Genomic DNA, 18,591 nt, shown 5'->3' with positions numbered 1-18,591 from the left:
ACGGCAAGCGCCATGTCCGACGCTCCCGTCCCACCGCCGAACCCCGCCGCCGCACCCACCGCCCCCGCCGGACCGCCGCCCGGGTGGCAGCCCGCACCCGGCCAGCCGTCGCCCGGCCACGCGGCTCCCGGCCAGGCGCGGCAGCCGAGCCAGGCGCCGGTGGGACCGCCCCCTGGGTACGGGCCGCCCCCGGGCTACGGCGGCCCGGTCGCGCCGGCGCCGTCGGGGAGCAGCATCAGCCTCGGGTCGAGCGCGCTGTGGGCCGGGGTGTCGGTCATCGCCATCGCCCTCGCCGTCTCGCTGAAGGAGGACGGCGACAACGGGTGGGGCCGGATCGGGGTCTGGGCCGGGTTCGCCATCTTCGCCGCCGTGCTCACCCTCGCTCCGGCCGTCCGTGACCAGCTCAACCTGAAGAGCGAGCTGGCCTGGCGCATCGGCGTGGCCGGCGCCGCCGGGCTGGTCGCGTTCTGGGTCCTGTTCGTGCTCCCGTCCATCAGCCAGAACGTCTCGTTCGCCGCCACCGTGGGCGTCGCCGCCGGCGCAGCGGCGGCCTGGCTGGCGCCCGGACGCCCCACCGATCCCGCAGCCGCCGGCCAGACCTGGTGACCTCCCCGATCGGACCGAAGGTGCGGCTGCTCGTGGCCGCCGGCCTGGTCGTGTTCTCGCTCGGCCTGGGATGGGCGGCCACCGCCGGGAGCACCGGGTACACCAGCCCGGGCTACGTCATGCCGGGCCTCTGCACCTCGACCTACGACGGCTACCTCGACTGCTCTCCGGGCACCTACCAGGTCGGCTACTACATCCCCGGCACGCCGGCCGGCGCCGCCCGGGGCTACGAGGCCGATGCCCGCATCGCCCTCGTCCCGGCGGCGATCGCCCTGGGCTGGGCGTCTCGCCGCCGCAGCCGGGGGTCCGTGCTCGCCGTGCAGGCCAGCTCGGCGGCCCTGGCCTTCGTGTCGGTGCGCGCCGCGGTCGACGGCCAGACCGCCGGCGCCCTGGTCGGCCTGCTCGCCGCCGCCCTGGCGGCGTCGGTGGCCTGGCCGGCGCTCACCACCCGAGCGGGCAGCCGGACCACCCCTCGTCGCACCGGGTCGCCGTCAGCCGCCCCCACCACCTTCTGACACGTCGCTTCGCGGTCGACCTGATCTGCGACCAGAACGCCGGCCGAGTGCTCTGGTTGCGTCGGGTGTCGTCAGCGAGCGCGTGCGGCGACCAGAACGCCGGCCGAGTGCTCTGGTTGCGTCGGGTGTCGTCAGCGAGCGCGTGCGGCGACCGGAACGCTGGTCGAGTGCTCTGGTCGCAAGCGGCGCAGTCGACCTGATCTGCGACCAGAACGCCGGCCGAGTGCTCTGGTTGCGTCGGGTGTCGTCAGCGAGGGCGTGCTGCGACCGGAGCGTCGGCCAAGGTTCTGGTCGCAAGCGGCGCAGTCGACCTGATCTGCGACCAGAACGCCGGGCGAGTGCTCTGGTTGCGTCGGGTGTCGTCAGCGAGGGCGTGCTGCGACCGGAACGTCGGCCGAAGGTTTTGGTCGCAAGCGGCGCAGTCGACGTGATCTGCGATCAGAACGCCGGCCGAGTGCTTTGGTCGCGCCGGGGGTCGTCGGCAGACGTGACGTGCGACCAGAGCCCCGTTCGCACGTTCTGGTCGCACGGGAAGCGGGCGGGCCCGCCCGGGCCGGCAGGAGGCAGGGGGGGGGTCAGTCGACGCGAGGGCGAGGGGCGAAGAGGTAGTGGCTGACGCCGAAGTCCTGGCCGTCGCGGTAGCCCCAGAGCTGGGCGCAGCCCATGAAGAAGGCCGTCCAGCGGCGGAACCAGACCTTGGCGTGGCGGGCCCCGCCGTCGGCGGCGAGCACGGCGAGGACCTCGGCCTTGTTGGCGTTGAGGTTGTCGATCCAGGCGTTGGCGGTCTTCTCGTAGTGCACGCCGCTGAGCTGCCAGTGGTCGGTGCAGACCAGGTCGCCCTGGAGGTGCAGGAAGAGGTCGTCGCTCGGCATGATCCCGCCGGAGAAGAAGTAGCGGCCCATCCAGTCGCGGGGGTCGTCGGCGTCGTAGCGGAAGCCGACGTCGGCGCCGGTGAAGATGTGGGTGAAGAAGCGGCCGTCGGGGGCCAGCCAGCGCGAGATGCGGCCGAAGAGCTGCTCGTGGTTGCGGACGTGCTCGAGCATCTCCACCGACACGATGCGGTCGAAGGGCCCGGGCTCGCCGTGGTCGGCCGGGTCGAAGGTGGTGATGTCGTCGGTGAGCACGGTCAGGTTGGTGAGGCCCAGGCGGGCGGCCTCGCCCTCGATGAACTGGCGCTGGGTGCGGGAGTTCGAGACGGTCACGATCTCGCTGGCCGGGTACCGCTCGGCGGCCCAGAGGCAGAACGAGCCCCAGCCGCAGCCGAGCTCGAGGATGCGCTGGCCGTCGGTGAGGCCGGCCCGTTCGCCGTAGAGCTCGAGCATGGCCACCTCGGCCTCGTCGAGGGTCTCGTCGCCGTTGGGGAAGTAGCACGACGAGTACTTGCGACGGGCGCCGAGCACGTGGTCGTAGAAGGCGGTGGGCACCTCGTAGTGCTGCGAGTTGGCCTCGGCGGTGTGGGTGGCCACCGCGCCCTTCGACAGGTCCTCGCGCATGCGCCGCTTGCGCTCGCTGCGGTCGTCGATGGTGCCGGCGCGCTCGACCTTCAGGCGGTTTCGCGTGCGCAGGGTGCAGACCAGGCGCAGGGCCGGGTCGGGCACCAGGCCCCAGTCCAGGAGGCGGAAGCCCAGGGGGGTGGGCAGCTTGGCGGGCTTGGCGTTGGCGTCGGCGCTCACGGCCGGACCTCCAGGTCGGTGGGGACGTAGCCCGCGCGGGCCAGGACGCACTGGACCAGCGAGACGTAGCGCTCGCGGTAGGCGCCCTCGCAGTAGGCGAGGTAGAAGTCCCAGAGGCGGAGCAGGGCGTCGCCGTAGCCGCGGGCCCGGGCCTCGTCCTCGGAGGCGAAGAGGGCGTCGCGCCAGCGGTGCAGGGTCTCGGCGTAGTGCTGTGGGAACTCGTCGAGCTGGGTCAGCCAGAAGTCGCCGGCCTTGGCCGACACCCGGGTGATGGCGTCGACCGAAGGGATGCACGAGCCGGGGAAGACGAAGGCCTTGATGAAGTCCTCGCTGTTGCGCACCCGGTCGAAGCGGCTGTCGGCGACGGTGATGGCCTGGAGCGCCATGCGGCCCTCGGGCACCAGCAGCTGGTTGCAGGTCTTGAAGAAGGTCTGCTGGTCGCGCCAGTCGACCGCCTCGATCATCTCGACCGAGACGAGCTTGTCGTAGGTGCCAGTGAGGTCCCGGTAGTCCTTGAGCAGGACCGTCACCTGGTCGGTGAGGCCGAGGCGGGCCACCAGCTCGGTGGCGTGGCGGTGCTGCTCCTCGCTGATCGTGCAGGTGGTGACCCGGGCCCCGAACTGCTGGGCGGCGTGGACGGCGAGGCCGCCCCAACCGGTGCCGATCTCCACCAGGTGGTCCGACGGCTGCAGGTCGATCGAGCGCAGGAGCCGGTCGAACTTGGCCTTCTGGGCGTCCTCGAGCGAGGTCTCGATCCCGTCGAAGAGGCCGCAGGAGTAGGCCATGGTGGGGTCGAGGAAGAGCTCGAAGAAGTCGTTGCCGAGGTCGTAGTGGGCGGCGATCTCGCGCTTGTCCCGGCTCTTGCTGGCCGGGCGGAGGCGGCGGACGACGTCGGCCACCGGCGCCGTCGTGCGGTTCCACCGGTTGCGGATGTCGTCGAAGCCGTCGAGGTTGCGGATGAGCAGCTGGACCAGGCCCACCAGGTCGTCGGTGGTCCACCAGCCGTCGATGTAGCTCTCGCCGAGGCCACGGGAGGCCTTGAGGGCGACCTCCTTCCACACCGCCGGGGTGTGGAGGTGCACCGTCACGTCGATGCCGGTCGGGCCGGTCACCGCGCCGTAGGAGGTGACGGTGCCGTCGGCCTCGATGACCGTCAGTCGCCCGCCATCGAGGCGTGCCAGCAGCGTCTGCAGCACCTTGCGGGCCGCTCGATCGGCAGCGCCCTCCTTGCGGGGGGCGGGGCGGACGGCGATCGGGTTGATGGCGCCGGCGTGGCGGTTCGAGCGGGAGGCCTGGGTGGCCTCACGGAGCCGGGTTCCGGCGGACGGGGTCCGGGGCCGGTCGTCGTCGGCCTCGGAGCCCCCGGAGAAGGCAGGCGAGATGATCGAGGTCACGGGTGGCTCCTTGCGGGCGTCCGGCTGGTGCCGGCGGTGTCGGTGGTGCTGGCGTTCGGGTGGTGTACGGGACAGGTGGCGCCGCTGGACGACCCGGGAGCGGCGGCGGTCGAGCCGTCGACCGGGCCCGGGTGGCGGCGGAACGGCGCCCCCTTGGCGCGGAGCTTCAGGGCCTCCCAGTAGATGCCGGCGGAGACCTTCTGGGCCGGCAGCGGGTGGCGGCGCAGGGCGGCGCCCATCGTCGCCCGGTCGAGGGGCAGGCGGTGCAGGCGGAGGGTGGCGGCGAAGGTGCGCTCGTCGCCCCGCCAGTCGTCCATGCCGATGGTCAGCCGCTCGGCGCCCGGCTCGGTGCTGCGCAGCGAGTGGTCGAGGTCGAGGTCCATGAACGGCGACACGTGCAGGGCCTTGGCGAAGCGCGCCTCGGCCAGGGCGGCGGCACCGACGGGGAGGACGTAGGCGTGGCGCTCGTGCCACGGCGTGTTGGTCACCTCGGCGACCAGCGTGTCGACCTCGGTGCCGTCGGGGGTGAGCACGAAGTAGAAGGCGATCGGGTTGAACGACCAGCCCCAGGTCCGGAGGTGGGCGAGGAGGCGGATGGGCCCGGTCGGACGCCGACCGGTCTGCTCGGCGACGGTGTGGCGCACGGCGTCTTCGAGCGGTACGCCGGGGGAGCCGTGGAAGTCCTCCCGGCGGAACCGGATCGGCGCCGCGTGGCGGGCCGACCAGAGCGGGTGCGCATCGAGGGCGCCGGGGAGCTCCTCGAGGGCGAGGTAGGCCATGAGCACGTCGTAGGAGAAGCCGTGCCGGGTGGCGTCGAGCCGGGCGTGGTGGAGCGTCCCCTCGTAGAGGGCGCTGACCAGCCCGGTCCCCGGGTCGCGGCGGTCGAGCGAGGTGGGGACGGCGTCGGGTGCGCGGCCAGAGGTCGCCGGTGCCGCAGCCCCGGGGGCGGCAGCCAGGTCGGTCACGCGCCGGCCTCGATGGCGTGGGCCACCTCGGCCCCCGACCGGGCACCGTCCTCGTGGAAGCCGTAGCCCCACCAGGCGCCGGCCCAGAAGAGGCCGCCCCGGCCCTGGAGCTCGTCGCGCCGCCGTTGCGCGGCGATGGCGCCGGCGTCGAAGACGGGGTGCTCGTAGTCGATCCGGTCGATCACGGTGGCCGGGTCGATGTCCTCGTGGCGGTTGAGCGTGACGCAGATCTGGTGGCGGCTCTCGAGCGACTGCAGCCGGTTCATGTGGTACGTCATCGCCACCCGACGCTGCTCGCCGGGCAGGACCTGCACGTTCCAGCTGGCCCACGTCCGCTCGTTGCGGGGGAGCATCGAGCGGTCGGTGTGCAGCGTCGCCACGTTGTGCTGGTAGCGCACCGCACCGGCCACCTCCTTCTCGGCGGGGTCGGCGTCCGACAGCAGGCGCAGCGCCTGGTCCGAGTGCGTGGCCAGCACCACCCGGTCGAACGTCGTGCCGCCCGGGTCGGCGGCGGTGCGCACGTCGATCCCGTCGGCGTGGCGCTCCACCGCGGTGACCGGCGTGCTGGTGCGGATGCGCTCGGCGAAGGGGGCCGTGAGGGCGGCCACGTAGCGCTGGGAGCCGCCGGTGACGGTGCGCCACTCCGGTCGCTCGCCCAGCGACAGCATCCCGTGGTTGTCGAGGAAGCGGCAGAACGTGGCGATCGGGAAGCGGTCGACGGTGACCGGGTCGGCCGACCAGATCGCGGCGGCGAGGGGGATCAGGTACCAGTCGAAGAAGCGCTGGGAGAAGTGCCGTCGGGCCAGCACGTCGCCGACCGGGGTGAGCTCGTCGACGTCGACCTTGCCGGCCAGCACCCGCTGGCCCAGCCGGTTCCAGCGGAGCACCTCGCCGATCATCGACACGAAGGCCGGGCTGGCCAGGTTCCGTCGCTGCGAGAAGAGGCGGGAGAGGTTGGTGCCCCACTCGAGGTCGTTGCGCTCGTCGCGCACGGCCAGGGACATGTCGCTCGGCTGGGTCTCGACGCCGAGCTCGACCAGCAGCCGGGTGAAGACGGGGTAGTTGCGGTGGTTGTAGACGATGAACCCGGTGTCGACGTCGAACTCGCCGTCGTCGAGCGACGCCCGCACCGTGTTGGCGTGGCCCCCGATGCGCCGGTCGGCCTCGTAGACCGTCACCTCGTGCCTGGGGTGCAGCCGGTGGGCGGCGGTGAGACCGGAGATGCCCGATCCGATGATGGCGATGCGCACGGTTCCTGGTGGCCTTCGAGGAGCTTCGGGGTCGGACGGGGTACGGATCTGCCCACACGATCGGATGACAGACCGGGCCATCCGGCCCACGTGCCTACGCTGGCGCCAGGCGACCCAGGGAGCACGGACATGAGCGACGTCCCACCAGGAGGCGAGTGGCCTCCGGCCGGTGAGCAGCCGGGCGGCACCGGCCAGCCCGGCGCCGAGCCGCCGCCCGCCTACGGGCCGCCGCCCACCGCCGGCCAGCCGGCTGGCTACGGGCCGCCGCCGAGCTACGGGCCGCCCACCTACGGGCAGCAGCCGGGCTACGGCTACGGGCCCCAGCCGCAGTACGGCTACGGCAGCTACACCTACGGGCGCGAGCACCCGCAGGGCACCACGATCCTCGTGCTCGGCATCTGCAGCCTGGTCTTCACGTTCATCTGCGGCGTCGGGATCTTCCTCGGGCCGGTGGCCTGGATCATGGGCAACACGGCGATCAAGGAGATCGACGCCAACCCGAGCGCCTACAGCAACCGCGGGTCGGTGCAGACCGGACGCATCTGCGGCATCGTCGCCACCGCGCTGCTGGCCCTGAGCGTGCTCGCCCTGGTGGTGTTCTTCGCCTTCTTCGCCTTCTCGCCCGACACCTCCAGCTGAGCGTCGTCGGCGACCTGAACGCGGCGTTCGGGCTCTGGTCGCGGTGCGGGTCCGGGGTCGACGGGGTTCGCGACCAGAACGGGTGGGGGTTGCTTTGGTCGCAGAATTGGTTGGTCGCCGGGGTGGGGCGGGCGGACGGTCGGGCGGTGGCGCCTACCGTGGCCGGGTGCCGACGGCTCCCGACCCCGACTCCCGCCTCGGCCGCCTGCTGGGGACGTTCCCGCGGGACGGGCGGGTCGAGTGGATCGGCCTGCGCCCCGCTCGGCGCGAGCCGGTGGTCGTCGTCGACGAGGTGGCGGCCGAGGTGGGTCGGGGCTTGGTGGGCGACCGGTGGACGCCACGTGCCGGCGGCCGGCACCGCCGCCAGGTCACCCTCATCCAGGCCGAGCACCTGCCCGTCATCGCCGCGCTCGCCGGCGTCGATGCGCTCGACCCGGCCGTCCTGCGTCGGAACGTGGTGGTCTCGGGCATCAACCTGCTGGCGCTGAAGGGGCGCCGCATCCGGGTCGGCGACGTCGTGCTGGCCCTCACCTCGCCGTGCGACCCCTGCTCGCGGATGGAGGAGGCCCTCGGGCCCGGGGGCTACAACGCCATGCGCGGCCACGGCGGCTGGAACGCCAGCGTCGAGGTGGCGGGGACCATCGCGGTCGGCAGCCCGGTCGTCCACCTCGGCCCCGACGGCTGAGCGCGCCCGACCGCTGACGCTCGAGCGCCCGACGGCTCGATCAGCGGGTGAGGAACGGCTCGAACGAGTCGAGGGCGCGGAGGACCTCGTCGCGACCCGCAGCCGGCAGGCGCAGCACGGTCTCGGTGATGCCGAGCGACTCGTAGTGGTCGAGCTTGCCCTGGTCCGGGAGGGTGCCGAACGGGATCACGGTGAGCTCGGCGGGGTCCCGGTCGACCTTGCGGGCCGCGGCGTGCAGCTCCTCCATGGCGGCGGCGACGCCGGCGCCGCCCACCGGGATCCAGCCGTCGGCGAACTCGGCGATGTGCTCGAAGAGGATCGGGCCGGGGGCGCCGCCGACCAGCACCGGGACCCCGGTGCGACCGCGGACCTGCTGCTTCGGCTTGGGCCAGGCCCACGCCTCATCGAGGTGCACGTGCTCGCCGTGGAACTCGGCCCGTTCCTCGCCCCACAGGGCCTGCATGGCGAGCACCCGCTCGCGCACCACGGCGCGCCGGGTCTTCTTGGAACCGCCGTGGTTCTCGAGCTCCTCGATGTTCCACCCGTAGCCGATGCCCAGGCTGAGCCGCCCGTCGGACAGGTGGTCGAGGGTGGCTACCTCCTTGGCGGTGACGATCGGGTCGCGCTCGGCGAGCAGGGCGATCCCGGTGCCCACCCGGAGCTCCTGGGTGACGGCGGTGATCTGGGCCATGGCCACGAACGGGTCGAGCGAGTGGAGGTACTCGTAGGCGATGGGCTCGCCCATGGGGGCGGGGGTGCGGCGGCTGGTGGGGATGTGGGTGTGCTCGGGCACCCAGAGCGACGTGTAGCCCCGGTCCTCGGCCTCCCGGGCCAGCTCGACCGGCGTGATGCTCGTGTCGGTGAGGAAGAGGGTCAGGCCGAGGTCCATGGGCCGAGACGCTAATCTGACGCCTCGTCAGAAACCAGCGGCCGCGACCCCGTGCGGGCGTCGCCCGCGGACCGGAAGGTGTGAGTTCCATGGGGTACATCTGCGACGGGCGCGTGGTCGTCATCACCGGAGCGGGACGGGGCATCGGCCGCGGCCACGCCCTCGAAGTTCGCCCGGCAGGGCGCCAAGGTGGTCGTGAACGACATCGGGGCCGAGCTCGACGGGTCCGGCGGGTCCACCGGCCCGGCCGGGGAGGTCGTCGAGGAGATCCGCTCCGCGGGCGGCGAGGCCGTCGCCAACGGCGCCGACATCTCCACCTGGGACGGCGGGGCCGACCTCGTCAGGACCGCCATCGACGCCTTCGGCCGGCTCGACGTGGTGGTCAACAACGCCGGGGTCGTGCGCGACCGCATGTTCGCCAACGCCACCGAGGACGAGTGGGACCTCACCATGCAGGTCCACCTCAAGGGCCACTTCGCCACCTCGCGCCACGCCGCCTCCTACTGGCGGGACCAGGCCAAGGCCGGCGAAGCGGTCGACGCCCGCATCATCAACACCACCTCCGGCGCCGGCCTCATGGGCTCGGTCGGCCAGGCCGCGTACTCCGCGGCCAAGGGCGGCATCATCTCGCTGACCCTCGTGCAGGCGGCCGAGCTGGGCCGCTACGGCATCACGGCCAACGCCATCGCCCCGGCGGCGCGCACCCGCATGACCGAGCAGGTCTTCGCGGGTGACATGGCCAAGCCCGAGGACCCGAACGCCTTCGACGCCATGGCGGCCGACAACGTGGCTCCCCTGGTGGCCTGGCTCGGCTCGAGCGACTCGGCCGGCGTCACCGGTCGGGTGTTCGAGGTCGAGGCCGGCAAGGTCTCGGTGGCCGACGGCTGGCGCCACGGCACCGTCATCGACAACGGCGCCCGCTGGGAGCCGATCGACGTCGGCGCGGCGGTCACCAAGCTGCTCGCCGACGCCCCGGCGCCCACGCCCGTCTACGGCGCCCAGTAGGGCCGGGGTCGCCGAAGCGCTGGTGGCTCAGGCCTCGGGGCCGTTCGGGGCCTCGGGGTGGTGGGCGGCGTAGGCCGCCAGCCACGCCTTCACCGGCGGGGCGAAGTGGGCCGGGTTGTAGACGTCCTCCTCGGAGGCGAACAGCCCGTCGCCGGCGTAGACCAGCCGGGTCCAGTTGGCGCCCTCGTAGACCTCGCCGTCGCCCGGGTCGACGAAGCGGTTCTCCACCTGGCCGACGATCCAGCCCTGTTCCGCGTCGATCGTGTACCAGTCCCACGGGAACAGCTGCATCTGGGTGAAGGGCCACACGGTCATCGTGTCGGTGATCCACGCCAGCACGGCCTCGCGCCCGTGGAACTCGCCGTAGAGGTGCTCGACGTAGTGCAGGTCGGGCGTGAAGCAGTCGACCCAGGGGCCCCAGTCGCCGGTGCGGCCCGCCTCGTTGGCCGCCGCCTGGTAGCGGTCGAAGGCCGCCTGGATCTCGTCTCGGTCGAACGCCATCGTGTCCCCTGTGGTGGTCGGCTCCCCTGCGAGCCGCACGGTAGGACAAAACGAGAACACGTTCTCCTACGATGCGCCGATGCAGGTGGAGGGAGGCGAGGGCGCCGAGGCGGTGCCGGTGGAGCTGCCCCTCACCGCTCCCGGCCCCGACGGCCCGGACGAGGTCGCCCGCATCCAGGGGTGGTTCCGGGAGTTCGAGCAGCTCACGGCGCGCAAGCTGCCGCTCTACCGCCACCTGGCGGGCCGGGTGGCCGACGACCCCGAGGTGGCCGCCCGGGTGCTGCTGGCACCGCCGGAGCAGCGCACGGTCCCGCTGCTCTTCGCCGCCGTGCACGACGTCCTGCTGGCCGGCGACGGCCACGACCTGTCGGCCTGGTACGGCTCGTTGACCGACCCGGTGCGCCCGGTGGGGGAGGGCGAGGACGACCCCTGGCTGCACTTCCGCGAGCTGGCCCTGGACGACCCCCACGTCGCCCGCAACCTGCGGACCCGTTCGACCCAGACCAACGAGGTCGGGCGGTGCTGCGCCCTGCTGCCGGCGCTCGCCGACCTGGCTCGCACGGCGCCCGGCGCGCCGCCCGGCGGGTCCCGGCCGCTCGGCCTGGTGGAGGTCGGCGCCAGCGCCGGGCTGAACCTGCTCTTCGACCGCTACGGCTACCGCTACGCGCCGGGCGGGCCGGAGCGGGCCACCGGCTCGGCGCTGGTGCTCGACTGCGAGCTTCGGGGCGGCCGGGCGCTCGTCCTGCCCGACGAGCTGCCGCCGATCGCCTCGCGCGTCGGCCTCGACCTCCACCCCGTGGACCTCGGCGACCGCGCCCAGGCCCGGTGGCTGGTGGCGTGCCAGTGGCCGGACCAGCCGGCTCGCGTCCACCGGGCCCGGATCGCCGTGGCCCTCGCCCACGGCGACGGGCCCGAGGTCCTGCAGGGCGACCTGGTCGACGACGTCGCCCCGCTCGTGCAGGCGGTTGGGGCCTTCGCCCTGCCGGTGGTGGTGGCCACCTGGGTCCTGGCCTACCTCTCGACCGAACGGCAGGAGGCGTTCCTCGCGGAGCTGGGCCGGCTGGGCGCCGAGCGCGACCTGAGCCTGGTCTACGCCGAGCTACCGTCGCGGGTGCCTGGCCTGGCGGTCCCGCCCCGGCCCGACGGGCGCCCCGACGACCTGCCGACGGCGCTGGTGCGCATCGACTGGCGCGACGGTGCCCGCCGTGACCTGCGGCTCGCCGACCTCCACCCCCACGGCACGTGGCTCGAGTGGCTCGGCGATGGCGCCGGGACCACCCGAACGGGTCAGAAAGCGGTCACGTTGCGTGAGGGGGGGCGACCATCCACCCTCCGCTCCGTAGCGGCCTCTACCGTTCGGGTGTCGCCTTGGGGGGTGACCGGACATCGGGAGGGAAACGACATGACCATGGTGCGCTTGGACCTGACGGACGTGGCCGCCGACGAGGCCGCCGAGCTGGCGGTGCTGGAAGAGGAGAACCGCTCGCTGCGGGCCTACCTCAAGCGGGTGCTCGAGCTGCTCGAGCGCCACACCCAGGAGCAGGCATCGGCCGCGGTGGTCGACCACCCGGCGCCCGGCGTCCTGGACGGGGCCGAGGCGTTCGAGCGGCTGGCCGGGCTCGAGGACGGCCTGGGCCGGGTCGAGCACGACCTGCAGCGGGTCCTGTGGCTGCTCCGGGGCGACGCCCGCCCCGCCATCACCTCGGTCGACTGAGGTGTTCCGATCCCGTCGGGATCGGCGCCGCGCTCGTCGCGGCGCCGTCCCGCGGCACCCGTCGAGCTTCGCCGCGCAGCTGCGCCACCCGTTCGCCCCGCCACCGGTGGAGCAGCACGACGTGCCGTGGCGAGACTTCCAGCAGGCCACCAAGTTCGCGGTGGTCGCCGGCCTCGGCGCCGCCGCCTTCTACCTGACCTTCGTCTACGACCGGTCCCACGAGAACGTCCCGATCCTGTGGATCTTCACCCTGATCGCCGAGTCGATCGTGGTGATGCACACCATCGGCATCTGGGTGAGCCTCGTCTCGTACCGGTCCGACATCCCCGAGCCCGAGGAGCTGGCGGTCATCCGCCGGGCCCTCGTGGTGGCCGAGATCGAGACGCCGAACACCGACGTCTTCATCTGCTGCGCCGGTGAGCCGCTGCACCTCATCGTGCGCACCGCCCTCGCCGCCCAGGAGATGCACCTGCCCCACAACACGTGGATCCTCGACGACGGGCGCAACCCGGCGCTGCGCGAGGCCGCCGAGCAGATGGGCATCGGCTACCTCCGACGCGAGAGCAACGGCCACGCCAAGGCGGGCAACGTGAACACCGCCATCTCGCGCACCTCGGGCCGCTTCATCGTGGTGCTCGACGCCGACCACGTGCCGCGCCCGGACCTGCTCACCCAGACCCTGCCCCACCTGATCGCCAACCCGTCGATCGCCATGGTGCAGACGCCGCAGACCTACTCGACGGTGGGCCGGGGCATGGTGGCCGAAGGCGCCGCCGTGAGCCAGGAGCTGTTCTACGAGGCGATCATGCCGGCCAAGAACGCCTCGAACTCGGCGTTCTGCGTCGGGACCAACGTGGTCTACCGCCGGAGCGCCCTGCAGTCGCTCACCACCCGGGAGGCCGAGGGCCGCGAGAAGATCGGGCACCTGCGCCGTGGGGCCGAGGCGGCCCCGATGCAGCTGACCCAGCTGGGCGAGGAGTTCCCCGACGGCGGCATCTGGATCGGCTCGAACAGCGAGGACATCTGGACCTCGCTGGAGCTGCACCGCCGCGGGTGGCGCACCGTCTTCCTCCCCAAGGTGCTCACCCAGGGCCTGACCCCCGACCGGCTCGGCGCCTTCCTCAAGCAGCAGTTCCGCTGGTCCTGCGGCGGCTGGGAGATCCTGCTCCGCGCCCGCGTCCTGCGGGAGCGCCGCCTCACCCTGAGCCAGAAGATCCAGTACCTGCTGGTGCCGAGCCACTACGCGCTGTCGCTGGCCACCTGCATCTTCGCCCTGATGTCGCCGATCTACCTGCTCGCCGACCGGAGCCCGATCAGCGCCCCGTTCTGGGACTGGGCGCTGCACTACGTGCCCTTCTACGCGCTCACCATCGCGGTGCCGTTCCTGCAGGCCGGCAAGATCCGGGTGTCGGCGATCATCGTGTCGCTCGCCGCCGCCCCCGCCCACCTGCGGGCGTTCCTGATGACGCTGCTGCGCCAGCGGGCCGGGTGGAGCGTCACCAACGGCCGCCACGGCGGCTTCCGCCTGCGGACCGTGCTGCCCCACCTCGCCATCGGGCTGCTGTGCATCGCCTCGCTGGTGATCGGCTGGGGGCTGCCTGGCCGCAACCGCACCTCGACGCTGCTGGCCTCGTTCTTCGTGGGCTGCCAGCTCACCGTGGTGCTCGCCATGTTGATCGGCGCCGAGCGCTCGGACCGGCTGGCCCGCCGGGCCGAGGACCTCGAGCCCTCCGAAGACGAAGCCCTGACCCTGCTCGGCGACTACCTCGCCCAACGAACGTGGAGCGCTGAACGTGTCCCAGTATGACGATGAGCTGCGAGCGATGCTGGCCGAGGGGCGTCGCCTCGAGGGCGGCCGCTCCGAGGCTCCCACCCCCATGCAGGCCCGCCGCTGGGCCGACGACTGGAAGGGCCGTGGCGAGGAGTTCGACGACGTCGAGCCCGGCCGGGACCTCAACGGGCTCCGCGGCCGGCCCACCCGCACCCTCCAGTCGATGTGGATCGACCCGGAGGAGACGCCCTTCACCCCGGTGCAGCGCCCCGGCCGGGCCATCCCGGCCCGGTTGTTCTCGCTCCTGGTCCTGGCCGTCTTCGTGGGCCTGCTGGCCTGGCTCATCGTGCCCGAGGTGTCGTTCCGCCTGGCCAACGTCAACAACGTGACGGTGCGCGACGGCGTGCTCACCGCCCAGCCGGTGCCGTTGGCCCCGCCGGTCGCCGCCACGGTGGAGAAGCTCTTCGTCGACGCCGGGCACCTGCCCAGCGGCGTGCTCCCCGCCGGCACGCCCATCGCCCGCCTGCGCAGCGCCGGGGCCGATGCCGACGGCTCGAGCACCGTCGACCTCACCGCGCCCTTCGACGCCCGGTTCGTCTCGGTGGACACCCTCGAGGGGGCCGTGACCCTGCCGGGCACCCCGGTGGCCACGGTGTACGACCCGACCAAGATGTACGTGGTCATGACCGTGCGCCCCGAGGTGCTGGAGAGCCTGCGCCGCGGCATGAAGGCCCGGCTCACCAGCCGCGTGCTCAGCGAGCCCATCGAGGGCACGGTGGTGGCGGCGGTCCCGCTGCTCGGCACCGACCAGAACCCCACCACGTCGGAGCTGGTGAACATCCGCATCCAGCCCGACGGCGAGAGCGTCGTCGACCTCGTGCCCGGCTTGCGGTTCGACGCGACCATCGACCTCAAGTCGGCCCCGCGAGGAGCCCAGCCGCTCGTCATCACCGCGGCCGACACCGCCGGCTGAGCGGTGGCGCGCAACCGGCTCGTGGCGCTGGACACCAACCGGGTGGTGCTCGCCGTCGCCGTGGGCATCGTCCTCGCGGTGGTCGTCGGCCTCGTGGTGGTGCGCCCCCTCCTCCGCCGTTCGCCGGGGGTCCCGGTGCCGCGGCCCAGCGGCGCCAGCCGCACCCCCACCGCAGATCGAGCCGACCGTCGGGTGGCCCCGGTCGTCGACGGCCACGCGCTGCAGCCGGTGGCCGACGTCGACCGGCCCCCGGTGGCCTCCCAGTGGGGAGGCGCAGCGGACGGCATCCCCTCCGGCACCTGGTGGTCGGCTGCGGTGACCGGCCCGGGTGCCGCCAGCCTGTGGCCGCAGCCGCTCGGCCTGGTGATCGACGAGCACGGCCTGGTGCAGGTCGCGGCGCCGCCGGGCCGATCGACCGCGGACGGAGGGGTGGAAGCGCCGCTCGTGCCGGCGGTGTTCCTGGACCTCGGCGCCGACGCCACCACCGAGGTCGTCGGGCACGGACCGCTGCACGTCACGCTGGCCCTGGTGGCCGGCGGCCGTCGCGTGGAGGTCACCCTCGTGCAGGGCAGCCCCGCCGTGGAGCTGCGCGCCACCGGGCCGTTCGACCTCCGGGCGCCCGGGCTCGACCTCGCGCCCGGGGCGTCGGTCGACGGCCGGGCCCTGGCCTTCGGGACCTCCGAGGGCAGGTGGGCGCTCGGCAGCGACGATGCCGCCGTCGAGGTGCGGCCCGACGTCCTGCACGTCGTCCCGGGGCCCTCCGGCCGGGTGGCCTTCGGCCCGGTGCTGGCCGGTGCCGACGACGGCTACGCCGCCCGCCTGGCCACGTTGGCCGCCCACCCCCTCACCGCCACCGAGGAGGACCTCGCGGTGGCCGCCGACGGGACGACCACGCAGACCCTCACCCAGGTCCGCGCCGGCACCGCCGAGGGTGCGGTGTCGCTGTGGGCCCTCCAGCCGCACCACCAGCGCTACGCCAAGGCGCCGGGCCCGGTGCTCGGCACGGTGTCGAGCGTGCAGGGCACCCTGCCGGTCGTGGCCGCCGACCGGCTCCGCCTCACCTATCCGCCGGCTCCCGTCCTGTGGTCGGCCGTGCCGCTGCCCGGAGCGGCCGACCCGGTCGGCATCGACCAGGCAGCTCCCTCCGAGGGCGTGGGCTCCTACTTCGGCGGCAAGTCGGCGTACTCGGCGGCCGCCCGGGCCGGCGCGCTGCGGGCCGCGGGTGACGACGCCGGCTCCACGGCGGCCCTCGCCGACGCCGAGAAGCGCCTCGACGACCTCGTGGACCCGGGGCGTCCGCCGTCGGTGCGCTGGGACGACCGGTGGGGGAGCGCCGTGCTGGCCCCGGCCGAGTTCGGGGCCGGGACCGAGCTCAACGACCACCAGCTGCAGTACGGGTACTGGATCGCCGCGGCCTCGCACGTGGTCGAAGCCGATCCGAGCCGCATCGACGCGTACCGGGAGACCATCGACCTGCTGATCGCCGACTTCGCCGGGTCGGCCACCGTGGCCGGCGCGCCGAAGGCGCTCGCCGACCTCCGCTCCTGGAGCCCCTACGAGGGCCACAGCTGGGCGTCGGGCACGGCCCGCTTCGGGGCCGGGAACAACCTCGAGTCCAACAGCGAAGCGGCGTTCGCCTGGTGGGCCGCCGCCCGCTGGATGGTGGCCACCGGCCGGGCCGACGCCGCCGAGCCCTTCGTGGCCCGCTTCACCGTCGAGTCGGCGCTCGGCGGCACCGCCTGGCTGCCCGACGGCGACCTGCTCCCGGCCGATCCCGCCACCCGGCCCTGGAGCGGGGTGGTCTGGAGCGGCAAGGTCGACCCGAACACGTGGTTCGACCCTGCTGACGAGTCGGCCCTCGGCATCCGGCTCCTGCCCCTCGGCCCGGCCGCGCTGGCCCGCTACCGGTCGACCACGCAGGTCGACGGGGCCCGAGCCCGGTGGTCTTGGTGCGCCGACCACGGCGACGGGTGCCGGGCCCGCTGGGCCAACCTGCTCGACAGCGACGCGGTGGTCGCCGGCCTGCCCCCGCAGTCCGGCCCGGACCCCGAGCCCTCGACGACGCCGCTCCTCGCGGCGTGGTGGCGCGACCTGTGGGAGCGCACGACGCCGGCCGACGGGTGGACGTGCTCGATCGGCGCCGTGGCCCGCCGCTCGGCCGACGGCTCGGTGGTGGTGCTGGCTTCGAACCCTGGCCCGGCCGCCGTCGACCTGTCGTGCCGAGACGGGGCGGGCGTCGAGCGCTGGTCGGCCTCGGTGCACGGCACCACCAGCGCGGTGGTGCGCACCTCCGGCTGAGCGCTCGTCAGCCGGCGGCCGTGGTGGTGCTGACCTCGGGGTCGCGGGCGGCGGTGGTGCTGGTGGTGGTCTGCGGTGGCGCCGAGGTCACCGGCGCCGAGGTCCCGCTCCCTCCGGTCGGAGCCGTGGTGGAGGTGGTGGCCGTGGGCTCGCCGAGCGGGACCGGTGGAGCGGTGGTGACGGGGCCGCTCGGGTCGGGCGAGGTGAAGGCCAGGGCGACCGTCGGTGGCAGGGGGGCGGCGCTCTGGCCCTTCACGCCGATGCCGTCGGCCCGCAGCACGCAGCGGTCCTCGCAGGCGACCGGCTCCCCCGTGGCCTTGTCGTTGAACGCCGGCTGGAGCACGACCTCGACGTCGACGCCGCCGGTGGCACCGGCCTTGGTGTCGACCAGGTCCTGGCAGCGGTCGCCGCGGCAGAGCTGCATGCGGATCCCGCGGCCGGGCGGGATGCCCCGGACCGAGGCCTGCACGCGCTGGCCCGGCGCGAACGGCCCGGCCGGGCTCACGGCGAGCGTGGGCTCGGGGAAGGCCGGCTGCCCGGCGAAGCCGACGTAGCTGCCGCCCGACTCGTCGTAGTTGCTGATGGCCCCCATGCCGATGATGCAGCGCTCGGCCGCCGACCGGCAGTCGACCTCGCCGGCCGGGGTGGTGATGAAGCGGTGGACCACCACGTCGGCCACGACGCTCCCCTCGGCCGAGGCCGTGGCGTAGGTGACCCCGCCGTAGGTCTCGTCGCCCCGGGCCAGCTGGCAGGCGCCGACGCCGGCCCCGGCGGTGTCGGCCTCCGAGGAGCACTGGACGATGCCGAGCGACTCGTTGGCGCCGAACCCCCGCCCGTAGACGGTCACCTTGCCACCGTCCTGCAGCCCCGACTGCGGCTGCACCAGCACGGGCAGCCGCCACGACGCCTTGCCGTCGATCGGCGAGCTGGGCATGGCGGCCAAGACGCTGGCTGCATGTGGCTCACGGGTGCGGTCGACGCTGGTGCCGTCGGTGCCGATGCGCGAGCCCGTCCGGTCGAACGACGGCCCGGCGTCGTGGCGGCTCGCCACCAGCACCACGGCACCGAGGCCGAGCACGCAGAGCACGGCGACCACGGTGCTGCCGAGGCGCTCGCGGCGAGCGGCGCGCCGGCGGTGCTGCGCCTCGGCGACGGTGGCCCGAGCGGCCACCAGGTCCAGGCCGGCGGTGGCCCGGCGGCGCAGGGAGTCGGCGGCGCGGGCGCCGTGGTGGTCGAGGTCCATCAGGAGCCCTCCGGGTGGTCGAGCAGGCGGGCCAGCGTGGCCCGGCCCTTGTGCAGGTGCGCCTTGGCGGTGCCCTCGGCGCAGTCGAGGATGGCGGCGACCTGGGCGACCGGCCGGTCCTCCAGGTAGTAGAGCGCCACGGCGGCGGCCTGGCGCTCGGGCAGCTGGCGGACCAGCGCCCAGAAGCCGTCGTCGTCGGTGGTGCGCTCCGGAGCCGGCCGCTCGCCGCCGAGGCGGCGCAGGGTGCGGTCCTCGGTGCGCTGGCGGGCCCGGTGGTTGCTGGCCAGGTTGAGCGCCACGCGCCGCAGCCAGGCGGCCGGGAGGTCGTAGCGCGACACCCGGCGCCAGCGCTGGTGGGCCCGGATGAGCGCCTCCTGAGCCAGCTCCTCGGCCACGCCGCGGTGGCCGGTCACCGCGGCCAGCAGGGTCACCAGGCGCGGGTACTCCCGCACGAAGAACTCCTCGAAGTC

At 73.9% G+C, this 18,591-nt stretch carries 16 protein-coding genes and 1 pseudogene; 9 read left to right on the top strand and 8 right to left on the bottom strand.

Annotation, left to right across the window (positions count from 1 at the left end):
* The first annotated feature begins 159 nt into the window (after window positions 1-159).
* Window positions 160-606 carry a hypothetical protein gene (locus KSP35_RS09465; RefSeq protein ID WP_217001232.1) on the top strand — a complete coding sequence of 149 codons (447 nt, stop codon included), beginning with the start codon at window positions 160-162 and terminating at the stop codon, window positions 604-606.
* Window positions 603-1,121, top strand: coding sequence for a hypothetical protein (locus KSP35_RS09460; RefSeq protein WP_217001231.1), 519 nt, complete (start codon window positions 603-605; stop codon window positions 1,119-1,121). Before KSP35_RS09465 ends, KSP35_RS09460 begins: the two co-directional genes overlap by 4 nt.
* A 575-nt stretch (window positions 1,122-1,696) precedes the next feature.
* Here the strand turns inward: KSP35_RS09460 and KSP35_RS09455 are convergent.
* From KSP35_RS09455 to KSP35_RS09440, 4 genes are read right to left on the bottom strand one after another with little or no spacing between them, the layout of a single operon-like run.
* Entirely contained in the window at window positions 1,697-2,794 is a 1,098-nt protein-coding gene (locus tag KSP35_RS09455; RefSeq protein ID WP_217001229.1) for a cyclopropane-fatty-acyl-phospholipid synthase family protein, read from the bottom strand.
* Window positions 2,791-4,188, bottom strand: a complete 1,398-nt coding sequence (locus tag KSP35_RS09450) for a cyclopropane-fatty-acyl-phospholipid synthase family protein (protein ID WP_217001228.1) — start codon at window positions 4,186-4,188, stop codon at window positions 2,791-2,793. The genes KSP35_RS09455 and KSP35_RS09450 overlap by 4 nt, the downstream gene beginning before the upstream one ends.
* Window positions 4,185-5,153, bottom strand: coding sequence for a DUF1365 domain-containing protein (locus KSP35_RS09445; protein WP_217001226.1), 969 nt, complete (start codon window positions 5,151-5,153; stop codon window positions 4,185-4,187). Before KSP35_RS09445 ends, KSP35_RS09450 begins: the two co-directional genes overlap by 4 nt.
* Window positions 5,150-6,403: an NAD(P)/FAD-dependent oxidoreductase gene (locus KSP35_RS09440; protein WP_217001224.1), complete on the bottom strand. Its 1,254-nt coding sequence runs from the start codon at window positions 6,401-6,403 to the stop codon at window positions 5,150-5,152. Before KSP35_RS09440 ends, KSP35_RS09445 begins: the two co-directional genes overlap by 4 nt.
* A 129-nt stretch (window positions 6,404-6,532) precedes the next feature.
* Between KSP35_RS09440 and KSP35_RS09435 the strand changes: the two genes are divergently transcribed.
* Both KSP35_RS09435 and KSP35_RS09430 read left to right on the top strand, forming a co-directional pair.
* Window positions 6,533-7,042, top strand: coding sequence for a CCC motif membrane protein (locus KSP35_RS09435; protein WP_217001222.1), 510 nt, complete (start codon window positions 6,533-6,535; stop codon window positions 7,040-7,042).
* 166 nt (window positions 7,043-7,208) lie between these two features.
* Window positions 7,209-7,727: an MOSC domain-containing protein gene (locus tag KSP35_RS09430; protein WP_217001220.1), complete on the top strand. Its 519-nt coding sequence runs from the start codon at window positions 7,209-7,211 to the stop codon at window positions 7,725-7,727.
* Window positions 7,728-7,767: 40 nt separating this feature from the next.
* Here KSP35_RS09430 and KSP35_RS09425 read toward each other — a convergent pair whose 3' ends face one another.
* Window positions 7,768-8,616, bottom strand: coding sequence for an LLM class F420-dependent oxidoreductase (locus tag KSP35_RS09425; protein WP_217001218.1), 849 nt, complete (start codon window positions 8,614-8,616; stop codon window positions 7,768-7,770).
* Window positions 8,617-8,705: 89 nt separating this feature from the next.
* On the opposite strand from KSP35_RS09425, the pseudogene KSP35_RS09420 reads away from it, so the two are divergent.
* Window positions 8,706-9,621, top strand: a pseudogene (locus KSP35_RS09420) (SDR family oxidoreductase).
* 27 nt (window positions 9,622-9,648) lie between these two features.
* Here the strand turns inward: KSP35_RS09420 and KSP35_RS09415 are convergent.
* Complete coding sequence (locus KSP35_RS09415) at window positions 9,649-10,122, bottom strand: nuclear transport factor 2 family protein (protein WP_217001216.1); 474 nt, start codon at window positions 10,120-10,122, stop codon at window positions 9,649-9,651.
* A gap of 79 nt (window positions 10,123-10,201) precedes the next feature.
* Between KSP35_RS09415 and KSP35_RS09410 the strand changes: the two genes are divergently transcribed.
* Genes KSP35_RS09410 through KSP35_RS09395 form a run of 4 tightly spaced genes read left to right on the top strand, consistent with a single transcriptional unit; the run spans window position 10,202 to window position 16,878 of the window.
* Window positions 10,202-11,836 carry a DUF2332 family protein gene (locus KSP35_RS09410; RefSeq protein ID WP_217001214.1) on the top strand — a complete coding sequence of 545 codons (1,635 nt, stop codon included), beginning with the start codon at window positions 10,202-10,204 and terminating at the stop codon, window positions 11,834-11,836.
* Window position 11,837: 1 nt separating this feature from the next.
* On the top strand, window positions 11,838-13,643 hold the full coding sequence (locus KSP35_RS09405) for a glycosyltransferase (protein ID WP_217001212.1): 1,806 nt from the start codon (window positions 11,838-11,840) through the stop codon (window positions 13,641-13,643).
* A complete protein-coding gene (locus KSP35_RS09400; RefSeq protein ID WP_217001210.1) occupies window positions 13,630-14,580 on the top strand; it encodes an HlyD family efflux transporter periplasmic adaptor subunit in 951 nt (316 codons plus the stop codon). The genes KSP35_RS09405 and KSP35_RS09400 overlap by 14 nt, the downstream gene beginning before the upstream one ends.
* Window positions 14,581-14,583: 3 nt before the next feature.
* Window positions 14,584-16,878, top strand: a complete 2,295-nt coding sequence (locus KSP35_RS09395; protein ID WP_217001208.1) for a glycosyl hydrolase — start codon at window positions 14,584-14,586, stop codon at window positions 16,876-16,878.
* A 7-nt stretch (window positions 16,879-16,885) separates the two neighbouring features.
* Here the strand turns inward: KSP35_RS09395 and KSP35_RS09390 are convergent, their stop codons facing one another.
* Entirely contained in the window at window positions 16,886-18,121 is a 1,236-nt protein-coding gene (locus KSP35_RS09390; RefSeq protein ID WP_217001206.1) for a hypothetical protein, read from the bottom strand.
* The gene (locus KSP35_RS09385; protein ID WP_217001204.1) at window positions 18,121-18,573 is read right to left on the bottom strand and encodes a sigma-70 family RNA polymerase sigma factor; all 453 of its coding nucleotides are present in this window, start codon (window positions 18,571-18,573) and stop codon (window positions 18,121-18,123) included. Before KSP35_RS09385 ends, KSP35_RS09390 begins: the two co-directional genes overlap by 1 nt.
* Window positions 18,574-18,591 lie beyond the last annotated feature (18 nt).

Origin of the sequence: Aquihabitans sp. G128 (genome assembly GCF_019048865.1) — a bacterium.
Lineage (GTDB): Bacteria > Actinomycetota > Acidimicrobiia > Acidimicrobiales > Iamiaceae > Aquihabitans.
The sequence above is the reverse complement of the archived record's forward strand: the minus strand, read 5'-3'. Positions and strand labels throughout refer to the sequence as shown.

Coding starts and splice junctions, on each gene's coding strand:
- KSP35_RS09435 (WP_217001222.1), top strand. CDS start 6,533: ATGAGCGACGTCCCACCAGGAGGCGAGTGGCCTCCGGCCGGTGAGCAG.
- KSP35_RS09425 (WP_217001218.1), bottom strand. CDS start 8,616: ATGGACCTCGGCCTGACCCTCTTCCTCACCGACACGAGCATCACGCCG.
- KSP35_RS09415 (WP_217001216.1), bottom strand. CDS start 10,122: ATGGCGTTCGACCGAGACGAGATCCAGGCGGCCTTCGACCGCTACCAG.
- KSP35_RS09410 (WP_217001214.1), top strand. CDS start 10,202: ATGCAGGTGGAGGGAGGCGAGGGCGCCGAGGCGGTGCCGGTGGAGCTG.
- KSP35_RS09390 (WP_217001206.1), bottom strand. CDS start 18,121: ATGGACCTCGACCACCACGGCGCCCGCGCCGCCGACTCCCTGCGCCGC.